Source organism: Knoellia aerolata DSM 18566 (genome assembly GCF_000768695.1).
In the GTDB taxonomy this organism is placed as follows: Bacteria; Actinomycetota; Actinomycetes; order Actinomycetales; family Dermatophilaceae; genus Knoellia; species Knoellia aerolata.
In genome coordinates this window covers 1-22,466 of sequence record NZ_AVPL01000035.1, presented here as the reverse complement: position 1 = coordinate 22,466, position 22,466 = coordinate 1, and the positions used below count along the sequence as shown (strand labels likewise).

Below are 22,466 nucleotides of genomic sequence, written 5' to 3'. Positions count from 1 at the left end.
GGTCAGCTCTCCGGGATCATCTCGATGGCGTGGACCGGGCACTGGCGGTAGCACGCGCTGCACCCGGTGCACCGACCGAGGTCGAACTCGTAGCGCAGCCCCTCACCGAGCTTGATGACCGCGTCCTCGGGGCAGGCCGCGAGGCAGCCGTCGCACTCGAAGCAGTTGCCGCACGACAGGCACCGCCCCGCCTCGAAGGCGGCCTCCTCCGGTGACAGCCCGTGGACGACCTCGTCGAAGGTCTGCGAGCGGGTCTGCGGGGCCAGCTCGACCTCCTCGCGCCGGCCGTGGGCGCCGAAGTACCAGAGGTTGAGCTTGTCGAAGGTGGCGTGCGGGTGCTTCGGCGGGTCCTCGTGCCGGCCACCGCGAAGCCAGGCGTCGATGGAGCGTGCCGCCCGCTTGCCGTGGCCGACCCCCACGGTCACCGTGCGCTGGCTGGGGACGGCGTCCCCGCCGGCGAAGACCCCGGGTGCCCCAGTCATGAGGGTGCCCTTGTCGACCTGGAGGGTGTCGCGCTGGAACTCGATGCCCGGGACGCCCCGCAGGAAGCCGGTGTCGCTCTCCTGCCCGAGGGCGAGGATCACCGTGTCGGCGGCGAGGGTCTCGAACTCCCCTGTCCCGTGGGGCTTCCCGTGCTCGTCGAGCTCCTGCACCTCCACCGTCAGGTCGTCGTCGCCCATCGAGGCGATGGTGCGCAGCCAGTTGATCCGGATGCCCTCCTCCTCGGCGTCCTGCGCCTCGGACTCGTGGGCGGGCATCTGCTCGCGCGTGCGGCGGTAGACGATGACGGTGTCGTCCGCGCCGAGCCGACGGGCGACGCGGGCGGCGTCCATCGCCGTGTTCCCTCCCCCGTAGACGGCGACCCGACCGGTGAGGGGGGAGCCTGCGCCGCCGGACGCGTCGCGCAGGAAGGTCACGGCGTCGAGGACGCGCGAGGCGTCCTGGTTCGGGATGTCGACCCGGGTCGAGAGATGCGCACCGACGGCGACGAAGACCGCGTCGAACCCTCCCCCACGACGCTCCGCCTCGAGGTCCTCGACCCGCTGCTCCTGCTCGAACGTCACCCCGAGGTCGCGGATCCGGTCGATCTCGGCGTCGAGCACCGCCCGCGGCAGCCGGTAGCTCGGGATGCCGTAGCGCATCATCCCGCCCGGCTCCGCCCCGCTGTCGCGGACGACGACGTCGTGGCCGAGGCGGGCGAGGTGGTACGCCGCGGACAGCCCGCTCGGTCCGGAACCGACGACGAGCACTCGGCGCCCGCTGCGCGTGACAGGGGCCACGAAGCGCCACCCGTGCTCGATCGCCAGGTCTCCGAGGTGTCGTTCGACACCGTGGATCGACACGGCGCCATCGAGCTCCACCCGGTTGCAGGCCGCCTCACAGGGGTGGTAGCAGACGCGGCCGTGGACCGCCGGCAACGGGTTGTCGACGGTCAGCTGGTGCCAGGCCTCCTCCTCGCGGCCGGCCTTGACGAGGGCGAGCCACGCCTGGATGTTCTCGCCCGCGGGGCAGCCGACGTTGCACGGCGGGAGCAGGTCGACGTAGACGGGACGCTGCTGGCGGACCGGCCCGGACCGGGTCCGACCCAGTCCCAGCGGCGCCGGGGGGGTGAGGTCACGATCTGCTCCGGCCACGGAGGCCTCCTCGTGCCCGGCGCGGTGGCGACCGGGCGGGCTGCGGTTCGACACCTCGATCCTAGTTGCGGGTGGCCGGCGCCGAGGGGTGTCTCGGCAATCCCGCAGGGGTGAGGTCGGCCACCTCATCCCGGCGCGCGGTGCCGCCCCGGCGCCCTCCACAGCTCGGGAGGCACGGGTGCGCTGAACGTGTCCACGAACTCGGCCCAGGGGAGCCAGCGCCGAGGGTTGGCCGGCGCCCGACCCGTGTGTGCGTGCGCGAAGGCCTCCTCGGGGGAGCCCGTCACGGTGTCCCACACCTTCGGGTGCCGCCGCGGCGATCCCAGCGACCGCAGGCCCCACGCCTCAGCGGTGAGCAGGTGCGGCACCAGGGTGGGCACGTCTGCGGCACAGCAGAGCACCCTGCGGTGGACGACCTGCTCCGCGGACGGTGCGTACACGACGTGGATCTCGGCGTCGCGCGGGTGGCGTGACCGCGCCCCGAGGGGGTTGAGCTGGGCGGCGGGGAGCTCACCGGGCGGAACCTCCGGTAGCGGGGTGGCCCAGCCCTCCGCCTCGTCGATCGTCTGGGCGACGCGGCTCGCGACGAGTGGTGTCATGAGCCACAGCAGCACGATGAAGGGGTCGTCCCCGACCGTGTCCCGCTCGAAGTCGACGAAGTCCGCGAGGGGTATCCGCTCGGGCGCGAAGCCGTACCCGTCGTAGAGGGCGAGGGTCGCGTACTCGCACACCACGACCCCGAGGACCGCGAGCACGGCGGCGTGCCCGCGTCGCACCGCGGGTGCGAGCCCGCTCTCGGCGTTCCTGAGCACCCAGCCGATGCCGAACCCGATCGCCAGCAGCGACCATCCGGTCCAGAGGTCGGCCCACGCCAGGAGGGCCACGTTCGTCGCGCTCACGAGGATGACGACGCCGAGGGCGAGGAGGGTTCCGGCCACGACTCCCACCCGGCGGCGGCTCGCGACACCGGGTTCCGGGTCCCACCCGAAGCCGAAGAGCCAGTCGTCCATGTCGGCACCTCGCGCTCCTGCGGACTGTCACCTCGGCGACGCGAAAGCACGCTCCCGCGCCCAGTCCGAGCGTAGGAGTCGGCAACGGCGGGGTGAACCCCGCGATCTGGCCTCCCGTGCATGGCTCGAACGGCGCAGTCCCCGGCGTGGCGCGAGACGCGGCGACGGGTCGTCCGCGGGGCGTCCTAGCCTGACCCCGTGCAGGGAGTGTTCACGGGTTTCGCCACCATCGGCGTCGTCATCGCCGTCGGCGCCCTCCTCGCCCACCTGCGCATCGTCGACCTCACCGCCCAGCGGATCCTGTCGCAGGTCGCGTTCTTCGTCGGCTCCCCCGCCCTCATGGTGATGACCCTGAGCCGGGCGGACGTGCACGACGTCCTTTCCAGGAACCTCGTCGCCACGTCGGCGGCCGTGCTCGTCCCCGTGGTCGTCTACGGCCTCCTCGCCCGGTTCGTCTGGCACCGACGCCTGGGTGACGCGACCATCGGCGCCCTCTCGGCGGCATACGTCAACGCCGGAAACCTCGGGATCCCGGTCGCGAGCTACGTGCTCGGCGACGCGGCCCTCGTCGCCCCGACCCTGCTGCTCCAGCTCCTCGTCCTGCAGCCGATCGCCCTGGCGCTGCTGGACGCCGACGCCCTCGGACGCGCTCCGTCGTTGCTGCAGCTCGTCACCCGGCCGTTCCGGAACCCGCTCACCCTGGGCTCGCTCCTCGGCGTGCTGCTGTCCGTCACGGGCTGGACCCTGCCGGACGTCGTCGGCAACCCGCTCGAGCTGCTCGGCAACCTCGCGGTCCCGTCGATGCTCATCGCGTACGGCATCGCGCTGCGGCTCGGCCCCGGCCTCGGCGCCGCCGGGTCGGTGGCCGAGCTCGTCACGACCTCGGCCCTCAAGCTCGTCGTCCAGCCGCTCGTCGCGTATGCCGTGGCGCACGTCGCGCTCGGAGTCGACGGTCCCGCACTGCTCGCGATCGTCGTCACGTCGGCGCTGCCCACCGCACAGAACATCTTCGTCCACGCGACGCGCTACGACCGGGGGACGGTCCTCGCCCGGGACACCATCCTCATCACGACCGTGGGCGCCGTGCCGGTGATCCTCCTCGTCGCGGCGCTGCTCGGCTGAGACACCTATCCTGAGCCGGTGTCGAGAACTGCGCTCATGGGCGGGACAGCGGGCGACGTCGGGATCCTGCAGGAACGGCTGTGGACCGGGGCGACGGTCATCACCGCCCTGCGCACGGCCGCGTCGGCCGGCGCCGCCGCGTGGGCGCTGCACGAGCGCAGCCTCACCCTGCTCGTCGTCGCGCTCGGCATCTACTGGGTCGGCGACATCCTCGACGGCACCTGGGCGCGGGTGCGCGGGTGCGAGACCCGGATCGGCGCCGTCCTCGACATCTTCTCGGACCGGTTCAACGCGGGCGCGTTCTACCTCGGCCTGGCGTGGCTCCAGCCCGATCTGTCGCCGGCGATCTTCGTCTACCTCGCCGAGTTCATGGTCGTCGACACGTTCCTGTCGATCGCCTTCCTCGCCTGGCCGATCCGCAGCCCCAACTACTTCTACGTCGTCGACCGCACGATCTGGCTCTGGAACTGGTCCCCGCCGGCCAAGGCGGTCAACAGCGCGCTCTTCGCCGTGCTCCTCCTCGTCACCGGGTGGATGTGGCTCGGCCTGGCCATCGCGAGCGCCCTGCTCGTCCTCAAGTGCTGGTCGGTGGTGCGGCTCCTGCGGATCGGCCTGCCCGTCCCGCCCGTCGCCCATGTGGGGTGAGGGCCTGGCCGTCCTCGGCCTCGCAGTGGCCTCGGCCCTCATCCCGCTCATCAACATCGAGGCGATCATCGCCGTCGCCGCGGCGCAGGGCCAGGCGCCGACGTGGCTGCTCGTCCTCGGGGCCACCGTGGGGCAGATGGCGGGCAAGCTGCTCTGGTACTACGGCGGCCGCGAGATCGACCGGTTCGGGTTCGTCGCGCGCCGGATGGAGCGGCCCCGGGCCAAGGCGTCGATGGCCCGGTGGCGGGTGCGCACCGAGGGCCGGCCGTGGTTCTGCGCCGGGATGCTCCTCGTCTCGGCGGCCACCGGGTTCCCCCCGTATGCCGTCCTCGCCGTCCTCGCGGGCGCGCTCCGTGTGCCCGTGGTCGTCTTCCTCGTCACCGGTCTCCTCGGCCGGGCCCTGCGCTTCTGGGCCGTCATCGGCGGGACGGCGACCGTCCTGACGTGGTGGTGAGCGCACGGCCCATCCGCGGGTCATGATGGGGCGATGATCAGCCTCGAGCTCGCCCGTGCGCTCCTGCACCAGTCCGGCGTCCTGTGGCAGCCGAGGGCCGGCGACCGCTTCGTCATCGAGGCCGAGCTCCTGTCGAGCGAGGTGTTCTGGGTCAGCAACCTCACGATCGAGCCGCAGCACTTCGCCGACCAGACCGTCCTCGGCTTCAACGGCACGACCGAGTGGGCTCTCGACTCCGTCAGCCTCGACCAGGCGGTGTGGCTCCCCCGAGAGGACCAGCTCCGCGAGCTGCTCGGGGACCGGCTCGAGTCCCTGCGCCAGGTCCCCGGGGGCTGGGAGGTGACGTATGCCGCAGGGGACGGCACCCGGCATACGCTCACCGACCCGGACGTCGAGTGCGCCTACGCGAGAGCGCTGCTCACGATCTGACTCCTACCGTTTGCGCGTCCCGAAGATGGAGCGGGTGATCTCGCGACCGATGACGGTGCCGGCCGAGCGCAGGGCCGACCGGAAGGCACTGGACTTCACGACCTGCTCGACGAGGCCCGGGTCCTCCTTGGCGGCGGTGGACCTCCTCGCCGGCGTCGGCGGGGGCGAGACGGGCGGTGCGGCGGCGGGCTGGGCTGCGGCCCTGACGCGTGCCGCGAGCTTCTCGTAGGCGGACTCGCGGTCGGCGACGGCGGCGTACTTCGACGCGATCGGCGACGACGCGATCGCCCGGTCGAGCAGCGCGTCGGGCGACGGCGCCATGAGCGACTGCGGTGCCCGCATGCGGGTCCACGCGACCGGGGTGGGCGCCCCCCTCTCGGAGAGCACGGTGACGACGGCCTCGCCGGTGCCGAGCGAGGTGAGGAGCTCCTCGAGGTCGTACTGGCTGTGGGGGTAGGTCTTCACCGCGGCCCTGAGCGCCTTGGCGTCGTCGGGGGTGAAGGCGCGCAGCGCGTGCTGGACCCGGTTGCCGAGCTGGCCGAGCACCCCGGACGGGACGTCCTTGGGCGACTGCGTCACGAAGAAGACGCCGACGCCCTTGGAGCGGATGAGGCGGACGGTCTGCTCGATCGCGTCCTGGAACGCCTTGCTCGCGTCCGCGAAGAGCAGGTGGGCCTCGTCGAAGAAGAAGACGAGCTTGGGCTTGTCGACGTCGCCGACCTCGGGCAGGTCCTGGAAGAGGTCCGCGAGCATCCACATGAGGAACGTCGAGAACAGCGCCGGCCGGTCCTGCACGCCGGGCAGCTCGAGGCAGGTGACGAGTCCCTTGCCGTCGCTCGTCGTGCGCATGAGGTCGGAGGTCTCGAAGGCCGGCTCACCGAAGAACGCGTCGGCGCCCTGGTCCTCGAAGGCGATGAGCTCGCGCAGGATGACTCCGGCGGTCGCCGACGAGAGGCCACCGAGCGACTTGAGCTCGGGCTTGCCCTCGTCGCTCACGAGGTGGCTGATGACGGCGCGGAGGTCCTTGAGGTCGAGGAGGGCGAGGCCGTTCTTGTCGGCGTAGTGGAAGACGAGCCCGAGGCTGGACTCCTGGGTGTCGTTGAGCCCGAGGACCTTGGACAGCAGGGTGGGGCCGAAGTCGGTGATCGTCGCGCGGATCGGCACACCCTTGCCCTGCCCGCCCAGCGACAGGAACTCCGTCGGGTAGGCCGTGGCCTGCCAGTCCTGCCCGACGTCCGTGGCCCGCGACGCGATCCGGTCGCTCGCCTCGCCCGGGCTCGCCAGCCCCGAGAGGTCGCCCTTGATGTCGGCGAGGAAGACGGGAACGCCCTGACCGGAGAGCTGCTCGGCCATGAGCTGCAGCGTCTTGGTCTTGCCGGTGCCCGTGGCCCCGGCGACGAGGCCGTGCCGGTTGAGCACGGCCAGCGGGATCCGCACCGGGGTGTCGGCGTGCGCGGTGCCGTCGATGACGGCTGCACCGAAGTCGAGCGCCGGCCCCTCGAAGGCGTATCCGGCCCGGATCTCGTCGAGGTGGTCAGGGGCGGCGTCGGGCGTGGTCACGTCGTCAATCTAACGACGATCCGCCCGGGCGTCGCCCCTCCCGCGCATCCCGGCGTCAGCGGACCCCGTGGGAGTGTTCGAGCGACAGCCGGTCGGGGTGCGGACGGGCACGCGGCGGCGGGCGGACGGCATACGCCGGGTCACAGTGTCCTCACGACCCGTGAGGCGTGGCGCACCCCACGCCGTCGCGGTCCTACAGTGGCGGGCGTGATCTTCAAGGCCGTCGGCGACACGCGTCCCTACCCGGAGCACGGGTACAGCACGCGCCAGTGGTCGAACGTGCCCCCGCGCCTCGTGCGCCTCGACGACCTCGTGACGACCAAGCGCACCCTCGACCTCGGCATGCTCCTCTCGGAGGACTCGACGTTCTACGGGGACCTGTTCGCCCACGTCGTCGAGTTCGAGGGGACGCTCTACCTCGAGGACGGCCTCCACCGGGCGCTGCGCGCCGCCCTGCACCAGCGACCGACGCTGCACGCCCGCGTCCTCGTGATCGAGTGACCGACGATGTCCGACCGCGACCTCACCGCCGAGCTGCGACACCGTCGACAGCACCGCAAGACCACGACGACCATCCTCGTCGTCATCCTCATGCTGTTCTTCGCGTTCTGGTACGCGTTCTCCTACTACCGGGCCTCGCTCGAGCCTGAGCCGCCGACGGGCGTCGAGGCGACGTGCCGCCCGTACGACCCCAAGGTCCCGACACCGGCCACCACCACGGTCAACGTCTACAACGCGACGTCGCGCAACGGCCTGGCCGCACGCACGGCGAGCGAGCTGCGCGAGCGCGGCTACACGATCGGCGACGTGAGCAACGACCCCCTCGACCGCGTCGTGGCCGGGCCGGCCGAGGTGCGGTTCGGGCCCGCCGGGGCCAGCCGTGCGCAACTGCTGATCCCGCTCGGCGGCAAGGGCACCACGCAGCTGGCCGACAAGCGCAAGACCGCAGTGGTCGACCTCGTCGTCGGCGCGAAGTTCACCACCCTCGCGCCGACCCCCAAGGCCACGGGCCAGCCCATGTGCCCGTCCCCCTCCCCCTCCCCCTCCGCCTCGGCCTCGGCCTCCGCGTCAGCGGGCTGAGGTGACCTCGGCCCCGCGGGCGGCGGCGGCCTTCCTCCTCTCCCGGCTCCTCCTCGGCGCGACCGTGCTCGCCATGGCCGCCGCCACGGGCCAGGGCGCCGTGGGGCACGAGTGGGCCAGCGGCGTGTGGTGGCTGGACCGCTTCTCCGCCTGGGACAGCTACCACTTCGTGCGCATCGCGTCGCTCGGCTACCTGCCACCCGGCCTCGACTGCTGTGACCAGGCGTTCTTCCCCGGGTACCCCCTCGCGATGGCGGCGCTCGCTGCCCTCGGCGGCGGGAGCGCCACCGCCGCAGGGCTGCTCGTCAGCGTGGTCGCCGGAGCGGTCGCTGCGGCGCTGCTCTGGGTCCTGGTCTCCGAGGACGCGCGCGGAGGTCCCCTCGCGGCCCGCCGTGCCCTGACCCTGCTCCTCGTGGCGCCGGCCGGCTTCTTTCTCGTCGCGGTCTACACCGAGGCCCTCTTCCTCGCGCTGGCTCTCGGTGCGTGGCTGCTCGCGGGGCGGCGCCACTGGTGGTTGGCCGGCGGCGTGGCCGCCCTCGCCGCCGCTGTCCGCGTCAACGGCCTGTTCCTCGCGGCCGCCCTCGTCGTCATGTACGCGGTGCAGTGGAACCAAGACGGCCGGCCCCGGCCTCGCCCGGACGTCCTCGCCCTGGGCCTGCCGGCCCTGGGCGTCGGCGCCTTCGTCGCGCACCTCCACTCCCGGACCGGGTCCTGGAACGCCTGGCGCGAGGCCGAGGCGAAGGGCTGGGACCGGTCGGTCGCGTGGCCCTGGGACGGGGTGGCCTCGGCCGTGCGGGCGCTGCGCGACAGCCCGGACCTCTGGCTCGCCGCGAGCCGTCTCGCCGACATCGTCGCCGTGGCGCTCGGGCTCGCGCTGTGCGTTCTGCTTGCGAGACAGCGACGCTGGCCCGAGCTGACCTACATGATGCTGACCCTCGGGGTGGTGCTCTGCTCGACGCTGTGGGTGTCCGCTCCCCGCTACGCCCTCACCTGGTTCCCCGCCTACCTCGCGGTCGCCACGATGCGCGACACGACGGCATACCGGCGCATGTATGCCGTCGGGCTGGGACTCTCGTTCGTCCTCCTCGTGGCTGCCACGTGGGCGGTGGCCCACCGCCAGTGGGTGGCCTGATGGCGGACTGGTTCAGCCGGCATACAGGTGCATGGGTGACAATCGCCCGACACCGATCGATCTTCAGGAGTTTGTCGTGGCCCCGTCCGGGAGTGGCAGCAAGAAGGCGCGCGCCAGTGAGCGCAGCACCTCTGACCGAGTTTCACAGATGCGCAAGGAGCAGCAGAAGAAGGACCGCCGTCGGCTGATGGCGATCTGGGGGGCAGCCGCCGTGACGATCGCGATCGTCGTCGGCGCCGTCGCCTTCGCCGTGGTCAGCGACAAGTCCAACACCCCGAGCATGGCAGCGGTCAAGTCCTTCTCGTACGACGCCGGCGCCCACACGGAGTCGACGGTCACCTACAAGGAGAACCCGCCCGTCGGCGGCGAGCACCACCCGGTGTGGCTCAACTGCGGCGTCTACGACGCCCCGGTGCGCAGCGAGAACGCCGTGCACTCGATGGAGCACGGCGCGGTGTGGATCACGTACCAGCCCGACCTGGCGCAGGCCGACGTCGACCGGCTCAAGGACGTCGTGCCGGACACGTACACCGTCCTGTCCCCGTTCGAGGGTCTGCCCGCACCGGTCGTCGCCTCGGCCTGGGGCAAGCAGCTCGCCCTCACTGGCGCCGACGACCCGCGCCTGGAGGAGTTCATCAAGGAGTACCGCCAGGGTCCGCAGACACCTGAGCCGGGTGCGCTCTGCACCAACGGCACCGACGGCTCGGACATGCCGCCGCCGACCTCCCCGTCGGCGTCGCCGTCCGCGTCGGGCTCCCCGACCGCGTCGACGAGCCCGTCGCCGTCCGCCGCGACCCCCTCCCCCTCGGCATCGTGACCGACAGCGCCCCGCTCGAGCCGACGACCTCCTCCCGCCCGCGGGGGGAGGTCGTCGGCTTGGCCGTCCTCCTCGGCGTCGCGTCGCTCCTCGTCGGCCTCGGCCTCGGGTGGGCGCTGTTCGGCCGCGGCGGGTTCCCGCTGGACGGGTCGGCCGAGGCCGGGTTCGCGCGGGACATGCAGACCCACCACGGCCAGGCCGTCCAGATGTCGCTCCTCGTCGTCGACCGGACCACCGACCCCGCCGTGCGCACGATGGCCAACGACATCGCGACGAGCCAGCAGCACCAGGCCGGTCAGATGTTCGCGTGGCTGGAGCTGTGGGGGCTCACCCCGACCGGCTCTCAGCGCCCGATGGAGTGGATGGGCTCGGACCACCACGGGGCGACGTCGGCCTCCGGCGACGCGGTGGCGATGCCCGGGATGGCCTCCGCCGCCGACCTGCAGCGGCTGAGCGCCGCGTCGGGGGTCGAGGCCGAGCGGATCTACCTCGAGCTGATGATCACCCACCACCGAGGCGGGGTCGAGATGGCCGACGCAGTGCTGTCACGGTCCGACCGCGACGAGGTCGTCACGCTCGCCGGCTCGATGAAGCGCGCCCAGACGTCGGAGATCGCGACGATGCAGTCGATGCTCGACGCCCGCTCCTGACCGACCCAGCGCGTGCTCACCATGCGGGAACGTGAGGGGTCCGGAGGGATCCGAAACCTCCGGACCCTCACCCTTCCCTCCGTATGCCGGAAGCACCCGATCGCGCGACCGCCCGATTTCGTTCCGGCCGGGTCGTTGCGTATCCTGCTTCGCGGTGGTGTGTCCGAGCGGCCTAAGGAGCACGCCTCGAAAGCGTGTGAGGGTGCAAGCCCTCCGTGGGTTCAAATCCCACCGCCACCGCCAGCCCACGAAAGGCCCCGAGTTCGCTCGGGGCCTTTCGCCTGTCCGGGGCGTGCACGATCCGGTTCGGGGCGTGCACGATCCGGTTCGCGAACCGCCGACGCCCTCCTGAACCGGTTCGAACCGGACCACGAACACCGACCCGGTTCGCGAACCGCATCGGACAGGTTGAGACCCGATCGGCTCGAGTGCATGGAAACCCTGCAGGTCAGGGCCCGTTCGTCCATGATCTGGGGGTGACCGATCAGGACCTCGTGACGACCCGATGGCGGCGGTGGGGCAAGGACCGCCTCTACGTCGAGACCCCGGACGGGGCGAAGGTCGGGTTCTGTGACCTCGCTGCGGACACCATCCACCCGGCGTTGCCGGAGCACGCACCGGCTCTCCTCGCGGCCGTGGCTCGGTGGCGGGCGCAACCCCCTCACGAGCCGGCGAGCACGGTCGGCCCGCCGCAACGCGAACCCACGCCGGGGCCCGAGCCAGCGCCAGCGCCCACACCGGAGCCCACGCCCGAGCCCGGAGCCGACCCTGTCGTCGAGCCGGCCTCGTTAGTCACCGACGACCTTGCGCGACCCGGGCCCGCACGTCCGTGGGTGGACCTGGCGACCAACCGCGCCGGTGCTGAGGCGCGGGAGCAGGCCAACGCCGCCCGTGACGCTGCACCGGTCAGGACGGTGCTCGCCCGGGTGCTCGGCGTCCACACCGACGAGCGCGCCTGGCGGATCGGTGCCGACGGCGAGGTGAAGGTCGCCGCGCAGCTCGGAAAGGTCGAGAGGAAGGACCCCAGGTGGCGGTTCCTCCACGCCGTCCCCGTCGGAGGGCGCGGTTCCGACATCGACCACGTCATCATCGGCCCCGGCGGGGTGTTCACCGCGAACGCCAAGCACCATCCCGGTGCCAAGATCTGGGTCGGCGGCAGCACCTTCATCGTCAACGGAAGCAAGCAGCCCTACGTCCGCAACGCCCGTCACGAGGCACAGCGTGCCGCAAGGCTGCTCACCGACGCCTGCGGCTTCCCCATCCACGTCCAGGGGCTCATCGTCACCGTCAACGCCCAGCACGTCGTCGTGAAGTCACAGCCCGAAGGGGTGTCGGTCCTCCCTCGGATGCAGCTCACCACGTGGCTGCTGCGGCACGGAGACATCCTCACGGGCGAGCAGGTCGACGCCATCTACGAGGTGGCGCGGCGCTCGACGACGTGGAGGTAGCCACTGCGCACGGCACCAAGGCCCAGTCCGTGGTCAGGCGAGCTGCATCGTCGTGAGGCAGGTCGGAGCGTCGGCGTGCGTCGAGACCTTGGTCTGGGCCTCCTTGCCGTCGTGCCGGATGCGCAGGGTGGCGGTGGTGTCCTTCGGGAGCCAGAAGCCGACGAAACCATTGGCGAAGACGGTCTTCACGCCATCCGCGAGGACGGCGCCGCTGCCCTCCTCGACGAGGCTGACCTCGACGTCCTCGCCACCCAGCTCCCCCTTGCAGGTCGTGAGCGAGTGGTTGAAGCACTCGTGCGTGCTGTCGACGTAGGGAGCCACGGAGAGGTAGAACCGGTCCGCGGGGATGGGCAGCGCGACCTCGGCGCCGTCCCCGGAGACGAGCAGCCTGTCCGGGCGGACCGACGCCTTGAGGTCGGCGGGCCGTTTCTCGATCGGCATCCGGTCGAGGGTGTCGATCACCTCCATGGCGCTCTTCCCGGTCAGGGCGTGCTTGGCGAGCAGGGCCTGACCGGCTGCCGACGAGGCGGCGGTCTGCGTCGTGCCGGGGCCGGCCCCGTCGGAGGTGGTCGTCGAGGCGGAACACCCCGAGACCAAAGCAGCGCAGAGGACGAGGACGGGGAGAGCCGGACGCATGGGACCAGCATCGTCGACGGCGCCCGCCCCGGGACCGGACCTTGGTCCCGCCCCCTGACACGCGGCACACGCGGCACACGCCCGGACAGGGAACAGCCCGCGGGCCTGTCGACCGAGTGGTCGGCGACGAGTGCAGGGGACGACCTGCACGACCCGCGGGCTGCGGTGAGCTGCTGGGGATTGCGCCGAGGCGCGTCCTCGAGCAGTCGAGGTGCGCTAGCGCGCAGTCACCTCACGCGTCCAATGAGAATTCAATTCCTGGACCACCTCCCTTCCGTGTACCCCGACGGTAAAACGGTGGAGCCACCCGTGCAAGGGTTTTACCAGGTCGTGTTGTGGCACCCGGAGTGCGACTCGGGCTCCACCTGCAGGGTCGCGTGCTCGACCCCGAACTCGTCACGCATCACCCGCCGGGCGGCGTCGAGGACGGCGTGGGCGTCCGCACCGTCGCTCGTCATGAGGTGCGCGGTCGCGACGTTCATCCCCGACGTCAGGGTCCAGACGTGGAGGTCGTGCACGTCGGTCACGTCCGGCACCGCGGCCAGGGCGGTGGTGACGTCGTCCGGGCTCATGCCGGCGGGAGCGTGCTGGCCCAGCACGGTGAGCACCTCACGGCCGAGCAGCACCGCCCGCACCGCCACGAACGCCGCGATCGCGAGCGCGATGCCCGTGTCCCACCACGCGTTCCCCGTTGCCGCGACGAGCACCCCCGCCACGACCACCCCGACCGACCCCAAGGTGTCGGCGACCACCTCGAGGTAGGCACCCTTGACGTTGAGCGACTCCCCTGCCCCGCCGCGCAGCAGCGCCAGCGCGATGAGGTTGACGACGAGCCCGATCGACCCGACGACGAGCATGGGGCCGGTCGCCACCTGCGCCGAGTCGCCGATGCGTCGCACGGCCTCGACCGCGATGTATGCCGCGACGCCGACCATGAGGAGCACCGCGAGTCCCGAGGCGAAGACCTCCGCGCGGAACGACCCGTAGGTCCTGCGGCCGGAGCGGTCCGGACGGCCGGCGACGCGGGTGGCCACGACGGCGGCACCGAGCGCGACGACGTCGGCCGCCATGTGACCGGCGTCGGACAGGAGTGCGAGGGACCCGGACGTCAGGGCCGCGACGAGCTCGACGACGAAGAACACGGCGACGAGACCGAACGCCGCCTGCAGGCGCCAGCGGTGCGTGGCTCCGGCGTGCCCGTGGCTGTGCCCGCTTCCCATGGCTCCACGCTAGCGACCAGGCGGATATCCCCCTCCGTGGCATCGCTCCACGTCGCGCAGATGTGGTCGGGTGGAGGCATGACGCGCTACGGCTTCCACGCCTCCCACGAGCAGATCAGCCCCTCGGTGCTGCTGCGCGACGTCCAGCACGCCGAGACCGCCGGCTTCCAGATGGCGATGTGCTCCGACCACTTCTCCCCGTGGAGCGCGCGCCAGGGCCACAGCGGCTACACCTGGGCCTGGCTCGGCGCCGCGCTCGCGACGACGAACCTCACGATGGGCTGCGTCAGCGCGCCCGGCCAGCGCTACCACCCCGCGGTCGCGGCCCAGAAGATCGCGACCCTCGCCCAGATGTTCGAGGGACGGTTCTGGGTCGCCCTCGGCAGCGGCGAGGCGAGCAACGAGCACATCACCGGGGACCACTGGCTCCGCAAGGAGCTGCGCGACCAGCGGCTCGACGAGTGCGTCGACGTCATCCGCCGGATGCTCCTCGGCGAGGAGGTGAGCCACGACGGGCTCGTCACCGTCGACCGCGCCCGGCTCTGGGACCTGCCCGAGCAGCAGCCGATGCTCCTCGCCCCGGTGGTCTCCGTCGAGAGCGCCGGGCGGGTCGCCACGTGGGCCGACGGCCTCATCACCATCGTCCAGCCGGAGGACCAGCTGCGCCGGGTCATCGACGCCTACCGCGACGCCGGGGGTCGCGGGGAGCTGTCGCTTCAGGTGCACCTCAGCTGGGCCGAGACCGAGCAGGAGGCCGAGGACGTCGCCGTCGACCAGTGGCGCAGCAACGTCATCGGCGCGCCCGTGGCGTGGGACACCGAGACCGCGGAGGCGTTCGACGCCATCGGGGAGCAGGTGACCCGGGAGTCCGTGCGCGGGGCGGTCCAGGTGTCGTCCGACCTCGGTGAGCACCGCGAGAGGCTCGCGCACCTCGCCTCGCTCGGCTTCGACGACCTCTACCTGCACCACGTCGGCCAGGAGCAGGGGGCCTTCATCGAGGCCTTCGGCGAGCAGGTCCTGCGGGCGCTGACCTCCACCCGCGCGTCACGAGCCTGAGGGACGGACCGAGCATGCGCATCACCGACACCAGCGACCAGTGGTGGAAGACCGCGGTCATCTACTGCCTCGACGTCGAGACCTTCTACGACTCCGACGGTGACGGGACCGGTGACCTCCACGGCCTGGCCGAGCGCCTCGACTACCTCGCCGAGCTCGGGGTGACCTGCATCTGGCTCATGCCGTTCTACCCGAGCCCGCAGAAGGACGACGGCTACGACGTCAGCGACTTCTACGGGGTCGACCCCCGCGTCGGCACTGCCGGCGACCTCGTCGAGGTGGTCCGCACCGCCCACGACCGCGGGCTGCGCGTCATCACCGACCTGCTCGTCAACCACACCTCCGACGCCCACCCGTGGTTCAAGGAGTCCCGGCGCAGCACCGGCTCCGCCAAACGCGACTGGTACGTGTGGCGCTCTGACGCACCACCGGACACGAGCGCCGAGGTGGTCTTCCCCGACCAGGAGAAGGCGATCTGGAGCCTCGACGACCGGACGGGCGAGTGGTACCTCCACCACTTCTACTCGCACCAGCCCGACCTCAACGTCGCCAACCCGGCGGTCCGCGACGAGATCGCGCGCATCGCCGGCTTCTGGCTCGAGCTCGGCATCGACGGCTTCCGCGTGGACGCCGTCCCCTTCTTCGTCGAGGACGTCGAGACCGCCATGTCGTCGTCGCGCGCGTCCGCGAAGCGCGGCACGAAGGGCCGGAGCGGCCCCAGCAACGAGGGCGACGACCAGGTCGCCGCGGCCGTGAGCCCGCACCAGCACCTCAAGGACCTGCGGGCGTTCATCAACCGGCGCAACGGGTCGGCGATCATGCTCGGCGAGGTCAACCTCCCGCACCGGCAGCAGCGCGCGTACTTCGGCGGGGACGCCGGCGACGAGCTGCACATGATGTTCGACTTCATCGGGATGCAGAAGCTCTACCTGTCGCTGGCTCGGGAGGACTCCCGCCCGCTCGCCAGGGCGCTGCTCGACCGGCCGGACATCCACCCCAGCTGCCAGTGGGCGACGTTCGTGCGCAACCACGACGAGCTCACCCTCGACAAGCTCACGGACAAGGAGCGCCAGGAGGTCTTCGCGGCGTTCGGACCCGAGCCCGAGATGCAGATCTACGACTGCGGGCTCAAGCGCCGGCTCCCGCCGATGCTCGGTGGCGACCCGCGTCGCATCCGGATGGCCTACAGCCTGATGTTCTCGCTGCCCGGCACCCCGACGCTCTTCTACGGCGAGGAGATCGGCATGGGCGAGGACCTGGCCGGCGAGGGGCGCCACGCGGTCCGGACACCGATGCAGTGGACCGACGGACCCACCGGCGGGTTCTCGACGGCACCACCGCACCGGCTCGTCCGACGGCCCACCCCGGACGGCTTCGGTCCCGAGCACGTCAACGTCGTGTCGCAGCGCATGGACCCGGACTCGCTCTGGACCTTCATGCGACACCTGACCCAGACCTACCGCTCGTGCCCCGAGCTCGGGTGGGGCGACCTGACCGTGCTGCCCCAGCCCGACCACCAGGTGCTCGCGCACCAGTGCTCGACGGGTGAGGCGGCAGTCATCGCCGTCCACAACTTCGGGGCCGACCCGCGCACCGTCACCCTCGACCTCTCGTCGTGGGTGTCCGACGGGGACGTCGAGCTCGCCGACCTGCTCTCGGGTGGCGAGGTCGCCACGAAGGACGGGTCGCTCGAGGTCGTGCTCGACGGCTACGGCTACCGCTGGCTCCGGGTGCACCCGAAGGGCGACCTGCGGATCCCGTGAGACCCGGGCGCCCGGGCGTGGCCGTCAGGGCCGGTCGAGGCCGGCGGTGCGACGCCAGCTCCACGTCGCGACGACGGCCACGAGGAGGCCGCCGAGCAGGACCGCGCCCACGGTGCCGAACCAGCCGACGACGCGTTCGTACGACATCCCCGCGCCGTACCCCGCGAGCACGCTGATGACCGACCACGACCCCGCGCCCAGCAGGTCGTACCCGAGGAACTTGAGGTACGGCATACCCGACATCCCCGCCAGCGACGGCATCACCGAGCGCACGAACGGCGTCCAGCGACCCAGGACGACGGCCCAGCCCCCACGGGTGCGCAGCTGCGCCTCGGCGTCCTCGAGTCGTTGGCGCCGTCCCGGGTGGCTCACGCGCCGGTGCAGGCGGTGACCCACCCGGCGGCCCACGACGTACCCGACCGTGTCACCGGCGAGCGCGGCGAGCAGGACGACGACGAGGACGCTGACGATCGAGGTGCGCCCCAGGGCCGCAGCGGCACCGGCCAGGACGGCGACGGTCTCGCCGGGCAGGACCATGCCGACGAGGAGCGCGCACTCGCCGAACACGACGAGTCCGCTCACGGTGAGGATGAGCCACGGCGGCTGGTCGAGGAGCGCCGAGAGGAGGTCGGTCACCGGCGCGCCTCGAAGAAGTCGAGCAGCAGGCGAGACGACTCGTCCTCGAGGACCCCGCCGACGACCTCGATCCGGTGGGTCGCGCGTCGGTCGCGCACGACGTCCCAGACCGACCCGGTCGCGCCGAGCTTCGGGTCCCACGCGCCGAGGACGATCCGTGAGATCCGGGCGAGCATCGCCGCGCCGGCGCACATCGGGCACGGCTCGAGGGTGACGACGAGGGTGCAGTCGTCCAGGCGCCACGACGTCGCGCGCCGGGCGGCCGCCCTCAGGGCGATGACCTCGGCGTGCGCGGTGGGGTCTGCGTCGACCTCCCGCTGGTTCCAGCCCTCGCCGAGGACCGCACCGTCCGGGCCGAGCACGAGGGCACCGACGGGGACGTCGCCCGCGTCACCGGCCACGGACGCGAGGTCGAGGGCGCGACGCATGGCACCGGCATACTCCTCACGGGGCGGAGCGGACGCGGGTCCGGGAGTGGGGCTCACGCGGTAAGTTTCGCCCATGCGCGTTCACGTTGCCGACCATCCGCTGATTGCACACAAGCTCACCTACCTGCGCGACAAGCGGACGGACTCCCCCACGTTCCGCCGGTTGGCCGAGGAGCTGATGACGCTGCTCGCGTACGAGGCGACGCGTGACGTGCGGGTCGAGCCGTTCGAGATCGAGACGCCGGTCGCGCCGACCACCGGGATCAAGCTCTCCAACCCCAAGCCGCTCATCGTGCCGATCCTGCGCGCGGGGCTCGGGATGCTCGAGGGCATGGTGCGCCTCCTGCCCAGCGCGGAGGTCGGGTTCCTCGGCATGCAGCGCAACGAGGAGACGCTCGAGGCGATCACCTACGCCAACCGCCTCCCCGACGACCTCTCCGGCCGCCAGGTCTACGTCCTCGACCCGATGCTCGCCACCGGCGGCTCGATGGTCGACGCGATCCGCTTCCTCCTCGAGCGCGGCGCCGACGACATCACCGCGGTGTGCCTGCTCGCGGCCCCCGAGGGGATCGCGCACCTCGAGGCCTCGCTCGCCGACGCCGGCGTCCCGGTGCAGCTCGTCACCGGGTCGATCGACGAGAGGCTCAACGAGCTCGGCTACATCGTCCCCGGGCTGGGCGACGCCGGCGACCGCCTCTACGGCGTCGTCTGACCGCACGGCGCCCACCCCGGTCTCCCGCCGACACGCCGGAGGTGGCCTCACCAGTCACACCAGTCACATCCGTCATCATGGGTGCTGCAGTGTGCACCCGTGCGCGACCTCCCGCGCGGGCCTGACCCGAGAGAGAGCCGACGTGACCATGCCCCCGATCAAGAAGATCGTCACGTGGCTCCTCGTCATCTTCCTGCTCTACGCGATCTTCACCTCGCCCACCGACGCCGCCAACATGGTCGGCAGCGCGTGGGACGTCGTCACCAACGGCGTCGGCAACATCGGTCGGTTCTTCGACTCCCTGATCGCCCGGAGCTGACCTTGGCGGCCGGGCGCCTCGACCGCGAGCTGGAGCGCTACCTGGTCCGCGGCGAGACGGTCGTCACCGTGGTCCGGCAGCACTGGTTCTCGCTGGTCCGCCCGATCGCCCTCTTCGTCGGGCTGCTCTTCCTCGCGACCTTCGTCGAGGCCGAGGCCCCGCAGACCCGCGGCGGCGCGTTCCTCGCCAACCTCTTCTGGTATGCCGCACTGGGCGGTTCGCTGTACCTCCTGTGGCGCTACCTCAACTGGCGCCACGACTGGTTCGTCGCGACCGACAAGCGCTTCCTGCTCTTCTACGGGTTCATCCGGCGCAAGGTGGCGATGATGCCGCTGACCAAGGTCACGGACATGACCTTCGACCGGTCGCTGCTCGGCCGGATCATCGGCTACGGCACCTTCCTGCTCGAGTCGGCAGGACAGGACCAGGCGCTCGGGCACATCGAGTACGTCCCCCACGCCGAGGACCACTACCGCGCGATCTGCACCGTGCTCTTCGGCGCGGACGCCCCGGTCGACCCGGATGACGTCTGGCTCGACGCCGACGAGGACGGGGAGGGGGACGCCGACGGACCGGACGACGACGGCCCGCACGGTGGTGGCCACGGCAGCCCGCACGGCCGCGGACCCACCGGCTCGCGCTGGGACGACGACGGGGACGGAGGCCGGGACGGCGGCTGGGACGGCGGCTGGGAGGACACGACGACGTCCCGCGACGACGGCGGATGGCGAGACGACCCCTTCCGCCGCACCCCCGGCATACGCAATCCTGTGCGGGACCGGCACGACATCGAGCCGCCGCACGAAACGCTGTACCAGAGCCCTGACCTGGTCCGGGCCTCACGGACGGCCGACACGGGAGAGATCCCCGTCATCCGCCCGATCCGCAGTCGCAGCACCAGGAGGAAGGGCCGGCCATGAGCGTGTGGCGGACGAAGTCGATCGAGCAGTCCATCGCCGAGGGCGACGAACCGGAGTACCAGCTCAAGAAACGCCTCACCGCGCTCGACCTCACCGTCTTCGGTGTCGGCGTCGTCATCGGGGCCGGGATCTTCACCGTCGCCGGGCGCGCGGCACACACGCTGGCCGGCCCGGCCATCCTCATCTCGTTCGTCATCGCCGCGATCTGCTGCGGGCTCGCGGCGCTCTGCTACGCCGAGTTCGCCTCCACCATCCCGGTCTCGGGGTCGGCGTACACGTTCTCGTACGCGACGCTCGGCGAGCTGGTCGCGTGGATCATCGGCTGGGACCTGCTGCTCGAGCTCATGCTCGGCGCGGCCGTCGTCGCCCAGGGGTGGTCGGCGTACCTCGGGGTGCTGCTCGACCGCCTGGGCATCATCATCCCCGAGTCCGTCGCCTACGGCTCGTCGTTCGACCTGCCGGCGTTCCTGCTCGTCGCCGTGCTGACGGTGCTGGTCTCGATCGGGATCCAGGAGTCGATGAGGGTCAACCTCGCGCTCGTGGCGGTGAAGGTCTTCATCGTCCTGTTCGTCATCGTCGCCGGCATCGGCTTCATCAAGAGCGCGAACTACACGCCCTTCATCCCCGACGCGGTGCCGACGGAGGGCGCGGGGTCGACCCTCGAGGCGCCGCTCCTGCAGACGCTCTTCGGGCTCACCCCGTCGGCGTTCGGCATCGGAGGGATCCTCGCGGGCGCCTCGCTCGTCTTCTTCGCCTACATCGGCTTCGACGTCGTCGCGACGACCGCCGAGGAGGCGCGCAACCCCGCCAAGGACCTGCCCAAGGGCATCCTCGGCTCGCTGCTCATCTGCACGATCCTCTACTGCGCCGTCGCCATCGTCATGACGGGCATGGTCCGCTACGACCAGCTCTCGCCGGAGGCGTCGCTGGCCAAGGTCTTCGAGGACGTCGGCAAGCCGGGCTACGCGACGCTCATCGCCGCAGGAGCCGTGGCCGGTCTCACCACCGTCGTCATGACCCTGCTCATCGGCAGCTCGCGCGTCGTGTTCGCCATGTCGCGCGACTGGCTGCTGCCGGCGAGCCTGGGCAAGACCAACGCCCGCACCGGCACCCCGGTCAAGATCACCGTCGGCATCGGCCTCCTCGTCGCCCTCACGGCGGCGCTGACGCCGATCGGCAAGCTCGAGTACATGATCAACATCGGCACGCTCACGGCGTTCTTCCTCGTGTCGCTCGCCGTGCCCGTGCTGCGCCGCCGCCGCCCCGACTTCGACCGACCGTTCACGGTGCCGTTCTCGCCGTGGCTGCCGTGGCTGTCGGCGGCGATCTGCGCCTACCTCATGCTCACGCTGCCGCTCGAGACGTGGATCCGCTTCGCCATCTGGATGGCGCTCGGCTTCGGGATCTACTTCGCCTACGGCTACAAGCGCTCCCGCCTCGCGCTCGGCGCCCACGAGGACGCCCGCGCCAGCGTCCCGAGCAAGCCCGCCCCCTGACCCCACCCTTCGCTCGTCCCCGGCCCCGTCGCTTGCGTCTGCGTGGTTGGTCAGGTTTCCGACCAACCACGCAGACGCTGCCGTATGCCGTCCCGCTGGGTCCACGTGTATCGCCCGCTTACCCCCTCCATCCCCGGCTGCGCAGGAGCCGCCGCAGCGCCTCGAAGAAGCGGTCGGGATCCACGCGCAGGGTCAGGACGGACAACGGGACCGCCGCGTCGCCGGACGCCTGGAGGTCCATGAGCCGCACCTCGTCCTTCATCGCCGTGTCCAGCCGTTCGTGCCCCGCCCCGTTCACCTCGACGCACACGCCGAACTCCTCCCACCACACGTCGAGGATCACCTCGCCGGAGGGCAGGGTGCGGCGAGCCTGCCGGGTCGGCTCCGGCAGTCCTCGGGCACGGCACTCCCGTGTGACGTCGAGCTCGTTGAGTGAGTGCACGCCGCCGATGACGTCGTTGGCCAGGGCCTTGAGCATCGACCTGAACTCGTGACGCCTGACCCGGTCGAGCTCTGCTGCCACGTCCTGGGGACGAACGAGACGCTGCTGGATCGGCATCACGAGGCAGAGCGCGGCCCGCCGGCGCGATGCCGACCACAATGCGGCCTGCACCGTGGCCACCGCTGGGCGCGAGCGGGGAGCCCCCGCGGTCACGGCGTCGTCCTCGACCCACCGACGTGTCTCGTGCACCACGACCTGCGGCGGGAGGCCTCTCAGGTCCTTCTCCCGCCCCTTCGGTACCCAGACGTGGGTCAACGGCTCGTCGAACCCCTGGAGGCCGTTGGCCTGCAGGGCGGTGACCCCACCGAGCCTGGCGGCCGGGCCGACCCGGAGCAGCGCCGCCCGCCAGGCCTGCTCACCGTGCAGGGGGCCGGTGTGCAGCACCACTCCCTTGCCGTTGACGGCTCGCCACTGTCCGGACCGCACCATCTGCCGTCGCGCGGTCCGGGTGACCCCGGCCTGGTTCAGCTGCGCCAGCGTGGCGACCCCGTCGAAGTCCCCGGACACCGACTGGGTGCGCCGATCCCTTGTGCCCATGGCCCGAGCGAACGCGGCGGGGCGCCCTCCCCACCAGCCCTGGCAGACGAGAGTGTGGACCGCCGACCGGCCCGGCGCCCCCTGTGGACGACCCCACCCGCCCCGCCCCGCCCGCCTTTGCGTCTGCGTGATGGGTCAGAAACCTCACCATCGACGCAGACGCAAGCGGGCGGCATACGGGAGCGTCATCGTGATGGGTCAGAAACCTCGCCAACGACGCAGACGCAAGCGAGGCGGGTGGGCGGGCGGGCGGGGTGGCG

General features: G+C 71.7%; 24 protein-coding genes and 1 tRNA gene. 17 read left to right on the top strand and 8 right to left on the bottom strand.

Annotation, left to right across the window (positions count from 1 at the left end; all coding sequences use genetic code 11):
* Nucleotides 1-2: 2 nt before the first annotated feature.
* Both N801_RS12535 and N801_RS12530 read right to left on the bottom strand, forming a co-directional pair.
* Nucleotides 3-1,688, bottom strand: a complete 1,686-nt coding sequence (locus N801_RS12535; RefSeq protein WP_245618433.1) for an NAD(P)-binding protein — start codon at nt 1,686-1,688, stop codon at nt 3-5.
* A gap of 71 nt (nt 1,689-1,759) precedes the next feature.
* Nucleotides 1,760-2,644: a hypothetical protein gene (locus tag N801_RS12530; protein WP_035938277.1), complete on the bottom strand. Its 885-nt coding sequence runs from the start codon at nt 2,642-2,644 to the stop codon at nt 1,760-1,762.
* A 198-nt stretch (nt 2,645-2,842) separates the two neighbouring features.
* Here N801_RS12530 and N801_RS12525 point away from each other — a divergent pair, with 198 nt between their 5' ends.
* Genes N801_RS12525 through N801_RS12510 form a run of 4 tightly spaced genes read left to right on the top strand, consistent with a single transcriptional unit; the run spans nt 2,843 to nt 5,294 of the window.
* A complete protein-coding gene (locus N801_RS12525; protein ID WP_035938275.1) occupies nt 2,843-3,766 on the top strand; it encodes an AEC family transporter in 924 nt (307 codons plus the stop codon).
* Between the two features lie 18 nt (nt 3,767-3,784).
* Nucleotides 3,785-4,411 carry a CDP-alcohol phosphatidyltransferase family protein gene (locus N801_RS12520; RefSeq protein ID WP_156996753.1) on the top strand — a complete coding sequence of 209 codons (627 nt, stop codon included), beginning with the start codon at nt 3,785-3,787 and terminating at the stop codon, nt 4,409-4,411.
* Nucleotides 4,401-4,865 (top strand): VTT domain-containing protein, encoded by a 465-nt coding sequence (locus tag N801_RS12515; RefSeq protein ID WP_052112959.1) that lies wholly within the window; start codon nt 4,401-4,403, stop codon nt 4,863-4,865. The genes N801_RS12520 and N801_RS12515 overlap by 11 nt, the downstream gene beginning before the upstream one ends.
* A gap of 33 nt (nt 4,866-4,898) precedes the next feature.
* The gene (locus tag N801_RS12510) at nt 4,899-5,294 is read left to right on the top strand and encodes a hypothetical protein (protein WP_035938273.1); all 396 of its coding nucleotides are present in this window, start codon (nt 4,899-4,901) and stop codon (nt 5,292-5,294) included.
* A 3-nt stretch (nt 5,295-5,297) separates the two neighbouring features.
* Here the strand turns inward: N801_RS12510 and N801_RS12505 are convergent, their stop codons facing one another.
* The gene (locus tag N801_RS12505) at nt 5,298-6,854 is read right to left on the bottom strand and encodes a helicase HerA-like domain-containing protein (RefSeq protein WP_035938271.1); all 1,557 of its coding nucleotides are present in this window, start codon (nt 6,852-6,854) and stop codon (nt 5,298-5,300) included.
* Nucleotides 6,855-7,061: 207 nt separating this feature from the next.
* Between N801_RS12505 and N801_RS12500 the strand changes: the two genes are divergently transcribed.
* From N801_RS12500 to N801_RS21385, 7 genes are all read left to right on the top strand, one after another.
* On the top strand, nt 7,062-7,355 hold the full coding sequence (locus tag N801_RS12500; RefSeq protein WP_009776380.1) for a type II toxin-antitoxin system VapB family antitoxin: 294 nt from the start codon (nt 7,062-7,064) through the stop codon (nt 7,353-7,355).
* Between the two features lie 6 nt (nt 7,356-7,361).
* A complete protein-coding gene (locus N801_RS12495) occupies nt 7,362-7,934 on the top strand; it encodes a LytR C-terminal domain-containing protein (RefSeq protein WP_052112957.1) in 573 nt (190 codons plus the stop codon).
* Nucleotide 7,935: 1 nt separating this feature from the next.
* Nucleotides 7,936-9,066 (top strand): mannosyltransferase family protein, encoded by a 1,131-nt coding sequence (locus tag N801_RS12490; RefSeq protein WP_052112955.1) that lies wholly within the window; start codon nt 7,936-7,938, stop codon nt 9,064-9,066.
* A 31-nt stretch (nt 9,067-9,097) separates the two neighbouring features.
* A complete protein-coding gene (locus N801_RS12485) occupies nt 9,098-9,883 on the top strand; it encodes a thioredoxin-like domain-containing protein (RefSeq protein WP_052112953.1) in 786 nt (261 codons plus the stop codon).
* A complete protein-coding gene (locus N801_RS12480) occupies nt 9,880-10,533 on the top strand; it encodes a DUF305 domain-containing protein (RefSeq protein ID WP_245618429.1) in 654 nt (217 codons plus the stop codon). Before N801_RS12485 ends, N801_RS12480 begins: the two co-directional genes overlap by 4 nt.
* Nucleotides 10,534-10,686: 153 nt before the next feature.
* Nucleotides 10,687-10,776, top strand: a tRNA-Ser gene (locus N801_RS12475).
* 233 nt (nt 10,777-11,009) lie between these two features.
* Complete coding sequence (locus tag N801_RS21385) at nt 11,010-11,981, top strand: nuclease-related domain-containing protein (protein ID WP_211254730.1); 972 nt, start codon at nt 11,010-11,012, stop codon at nt 11,979-11,981.
* Between the two features lie 33 nt (nt 11,982-12,014).
* Here the strand turns inward: N801_RS21385 and N801_RS12465 are convergent, their stop codons facing one another.
* Entirely contained in the window at nt 12,015-12,617 is a 603-nt protein-coding gene (locus N801_RS12465; RefSeq protein WP_035938269.1) for a CueP family metal-binding protein, read from the bottom strand.
* Nucleotides 12,618-12,937: 320 nt separating this feature from the next.
* Nucleotides 12,938-13,837, bottom strand: coding sequence for a cation diffusion facilitator family transporter (locus tag N801_RS12460; RefSeq protein WP_035938266.1), 900 nt, complete (start codon nt 13,835-13,837; stop codon nt 12,938-12,940).
* Nucleotides 13,838-13,915: 78 nt separating this feature from the next.
* Here N801_RS12460 and N801_RS12455 point away from each other — a divergent pair, with 78 nt between their 5' ends.
* Together N801_RS12455 and N801_RS12450 are read left to right on the top strand one after the other, a co-directional pair.
* Entirely contained in the window at nt 13,916-14,893 is a 978-nt protein-coding gene (locus N801_RS12455) for a TIGR03885 family FMN-dependent LLM class oxidoreductase (RefSeq protein ID WP_035938300.1), read from the top strand.
* Between the two features lie 14 nt (nt 14,894-14,907).
* A complete protein-coding gene (locus N801_RS12450) occupies nt 14,908-16,656 on the top strand; it encodes an alpha-amylase family protein (RefSeq protein ID WP_035938264.1) in 1,749 nt (582 codons plus the stop codon).
* A 24-nt stretch (nt 16,657-16,680) separates the two neighbouring features.
* Here N801_RS12450 and N801_RS12445 read toward each other — a convergent pair whose 3' ends face one another.
* Complete coding sequence (locus tag N801_RS12445) at nt 16,681-17,292, bottom strand: DedA family protein (RefSeq protein ID WP_035938262.1); 612 nt, start codon at nt 17,290-17,292, stop codon at nt 16,681-16,683.
* Nucleotides 17,289-17,720 (bottom strand): tRNA adenosine(34) deaminase TadA, encoded by a 432-nt coding sequence (gene tadA, locus N801_RS12440; RefSeq protein ID WP_035938260.1) that lies wholly within the window; start codon nt 17,718-17,720, stop codon nt 17,289-17,291. Before tadA ends, N801_RS12445 begins: the two co-directional genes overlap by 4 nt.
* Before the next feature lie 73 nt (nt 17,721-17,793).
* Between tadA and upp the strand changes: the two genes are divergently transcribed.
* The 4 genes from upp to N801_RS12420 all read left to right on the top strand — a co-directional run bounded on the left by upp (nt 17,794) and on the right by N801_RS12420 (nt 21,167).
* Nucleotides 17,794-18,432, top strand: a complete 639-nt coding sequence (upp, locus tag N801_RS12435) for a uracil phosphoribosyltransferase (RefSeq protein WP_035938257.1) — start codon at nt 17,794-17,796, stop codon at nt 18,430-18,432.
* A 142-nt stretch (nt 18,433-18,574) separates the two neighbouring features.
* Nucleotides 18,575-18,751 (top strand): hypothetical protein, encoded by a 177-nt coding sequence (locus N801_RS21085; protein ID WP_169744268.1) that lies wholly within the window; start codon nt 18,575-18,577, stop codon nt 18,749-18,751.
* A 2-nt stretch (nt 18,752-18,753) separates the two neighbouring features.
* Entirely contained in the window at nt 18,754-19,671 is a 918-nt protein-coding gene (locus tag N801_RS19835) for a PH domain-containing protein (RefSeq protein WP_052112951.1), read from the top strand.
* On the top strand, nt 19,668-21,167 hold the full coding sequence (locus N801_RS12420; RefSeq protein WP_035938252.1) for an amino acid permease: 1,500 nt from the start codon (nt 19,668-19,670) through the stop codon (nt 21,165-21,167). The genes N801_RS19835 and N801_RS12420 overlap by 4 nt, the downstream gene beginning before the upstream one ends.
* Nucleotides 21,168-21,285: 118 nt before the next feature.
* Here the strand turns inward: N801_RS12420 and N801_RS12415 are convergent, their stop codons facing one another.
* Entirely contained in the window at nt 21,286-22,206 is a 921-nt protein-coding gene (locus N801_RS12415; protein WP_156996751.1) for a hypothetical protein, read from the bottom strand.
* Nucleotides 22,207-22,466: the final 260 nt, after the last annotated feature.

Coding starts and splice junctions, on each gene's coding strand:
- N801_RS12530 (WP_035938277.1), bottom strand. CDS start 2,644: ATGGACGACTGGCTCTTCGGCTTCGGGTGGGACCCGGAACCCGGTGTC.
- N801_RS12515 (WP_052112959.1), top strand. CDS start 4,401: ATGTGGGGTGAGGGCCTGGCCGTCCTCGGCCTCGCAGTGGCCTCGGCC.
- N801_RS12510 (WP_035938273.1), top strand. CDS start 4,899: ATGATCAGCCTCGAGCTCGCCCGTGCGCTCCTGCACCAGTCCGGCGTC.
- N801_RS12495 (WP_052112957.1), top strand. CDS start 7,362: ATGTCCGACCGCGACCTCACCGCCGAGCTGCGACACCGTCGACAGCAC.
- N801_RS12485 (WP_052112953.1), top strand. CDS start 9,098: ATGGGTGACAATCGCCCGACACCGATCGATCTTCAGGAGTTTGTCGTG.
- N801_RS12465 (WP_035938269.1), bottom strand. CDS start 12,617: ATGCGTCCGGCTCTCCCCGTCCTCGTCCTCTGCGCTGCTTTGGTCTCG.
- N801_RS12460 (WP_035938266.1), bottom strand. CDS start 13,837: ATGGGAAGCGGGCACAGCCACGGGCACGCCGGAGCCACGCACCGCTGG.
- N801_RS12455 (WP_035938300.1), top strand. CDS start 13,916: ATGACGCGCTACGGCTTCCACGCCTCCCACGAGCAGATCAGCCCCTCG.
- N801_RS12450 (WP_035938264.1), top strand. CDS start 14,908: ATGCGCATCACCGACACCAGCGACCAGTGGTGGAAGACCGCGGTCATC.
- tadA (WP_035938260.1), bottom strand. CDS start 17,720: ATGCGTCGCGCCCTCGACCTCGCGTCCGTGGCCGGTGACGCGGGCGAC.
- upp (WP_035938257.1), top strand. CDS start 17,794: ATGCGCGTTCACGTTGCCGACCATCCGCTGATTGCACACAAGCTCACC.
- N801_RS12420 (WP_035938252.1), top strand. CDS start 19,668: ATGAGCGTGTGGCGGACGAAGTCGATCGAGCAGTCCATCGCCGAGGGC.
- N801_RS12415 (WP_156996751.1), bottom strand. CDS start 22,206: ATGGGCACAAGGGATCGGCGCACCCAGTCGGTGTCCGGGGACTTCGAC.